Origin of the sequence: Rhodoferax sp. (assembly GCF_039922535.1) — a bacterium.
GTDB lineage: Bacteria > Pseudomonadota > Gammaproteobacteria > Burkholderiales > Burkholderiaceae_C > Rhodoferax_B.
In genome coordinates this window covers 1-1,741 of record NZ_JBDTEM010000508.1, presented here as the reverse complement: position 1 = coordinate 1,741, position 1,741 = coordinate 1, and the positions used below count along the sequence as shown (strand labels likewise).

Sequence of the window (1,741 nt, the reverse complement as noted above, 5' to 3'; positions counted from 1 at the left end):
CAGCCTGATCGTGGCGCTGAACAGCGATGCCTCGGCCCGCCGCCTGGGCAAGGGCCCCGACCGCCCGTTAAACCCCGAAAACGACCGCGCCGTGTTGATGGCCGCGCTGGAATCGGTCAGCCTGGTCACCTGGTTTATTGAGGACACGCCGCTGGAACTCATCACCGAGCTGCGCCCCGACATCTTAGTCAAGGGCGGCGACTACGACATGCAAAAGCTGGCCGAAACGGCCGTGGTGCAGGCCTACGGCGGCACGGCGCAGGCAATTCCGTTTGTCGATGGCTACTCCACCACCGCGCTGGTACGCAAAATCCAGAAGCCGCTCGGTGGCTGAGCCGCTGCTGCAGCGCGCCTGGCAGGCGCTGCGCAAAGACACTTTTCTGCAAATTCTGCTGCTGGGGCTGGTGGCCCTCAGCTTCGCCACCCATACCCCGCTGCCCGCCTACCCCGGCCTGGTGGACTGGCCCACCATCGCCGCCCTCACCGGTTTGCTGGCCCTGACCAAGGCCGTGGAGACCAGCGGCGCGCTGCACCGCCTGGGCCACTGGCTGGTGGCTTACATGACCAGCGAACGCGCCGCCGCCCTGTGCCTGGTCAGCGCCGCCGCCGTGCTGTCCACCGTGCTGACCAACGATGTGGCGCTGTTCGTCATCGTGCCGCTCACCCTGGGCATCTGCCGCATCACCCCGCTGCCTACCACCCGGCTGGTGGTGTTTGAGGCGCTGGCGGTGAATGCGGGCTCGGCGCTCACGCCCATCGGCAATCCGCAAAACCTGTTCCTGTGGCAACTGTCGGGCAGCTCGTTTGGCGGCTTTGTGTGGCACATGCTGCCGCTGGTGGCGGTGGTGACGCTGCTGCTGCTGGCGGTGACAGCCCTGGCGTTTTCAAGCCGCGCCCTGGAGGCCACCGACCCCGACACGCAGCACCCGCTGGACCGGCGGCTGCTGGGCGCGTCGTTGCTGCTGTACCCGGTGTTCCTGGTGCTGACCGACCTGCACTACGCGCCCTGGGCCCTGGTAGCCGTGCTGCTGTGCCTGGGAGTCTTGCATTGGCGGGTGCTGGCGCAGATCGACTGGGGGCTGCTGCTGGTGTTTGTGCTGATGTTCATCGACCTGCGCCTGCTGGTCGGTCTGGATACCGTGCAGCACGCCCTGGCCGGTTGGGCGCTGGCCCAGCCGCTGCACCTGTTCTGGGCAGGCATTGCCACCTCGCAAATCGTCAGCAACGTGCCCGCCGCGATTGCGCTGGCCGAGTTCTCCAAAGACTGGAAAGTGCTGGCCTACGCCGTCAACATCGGCGGCTTCGGCCTGATGGTCGGCTCGCTGGCGAACCTGATCGCTCTGCGCATGGCCCCGGACAAACGCGCCTGGATCAGTTTCCACATCTGGTCGCCGCCGTTTCTGGCGGCCAGCGCGGCGGTGGGGTGGCTGCTGCTGTTTGCTATGTAAAAAATAGCTGTCTACGCAGGTGCTACCTGCGCCAAAGGCCTAAAAAGCTTAAATCTGACGTTAGGCCTCGCTGGCGGGCACACCGCGTATGCCCCAGCTCTCCATGGGCGGCTCGGTCAGCACCACCATCACATCGGTGGCGGCAATGCCCAGCGCGCCAAAGCGCTGCACGATGCCGCTGTACAGCAGCCGTTTGGCCTCCAGCGAGCGGCCGGGGAACATCAAAATATCCACCAGGGTGTAGTTCTCGGTCTTGCCGGGTGCGACCCAAAAGTGCTCGGGGCGGTGTTCGA

At 65.8% G+C, this 1,741-nt stretch carries 2 protein-coding genes and 1 pseudogene; 2 read left to right on the top strand and 1 reads right to left on the bottom strand.

Going from position 1 to position 1,741, the window contains the following annotated elements; translation table 11 throughout:
* A pseudogene (locus ABI213_RS23725) lies at positions 1-334 on the top strand (D-glycero-beta-D-manno-heptose 1-phosphate adenylyltransferase); the annotation flags it as partial.
* Entirely contained in the window at positions 327-1,448 is a 1,122-nt protein-coding gene (locus ABI213_RS23720; protein WP_348028953.1) for an SLC13 family permease, read from the top strand. The pseudogene ABI213_RS23725 and the gene ABI213_RS23720, both read left to right, overlap by 8 nt.
* Before the next feature lie 60 nt (positions 1,449-1,508).
* On the opposite strand, the gene ABI213_RS23715 is transcribed toward ABI213_RS23720, so the two are convergent.
* A partial coding sequence (locus tag ABI213_RS23715) for a tautomerase family protein (protein WP_348028951.1) occupies positions 1,509-1,741 on the bottom strand: 233 nt, incomplete at its 5' end.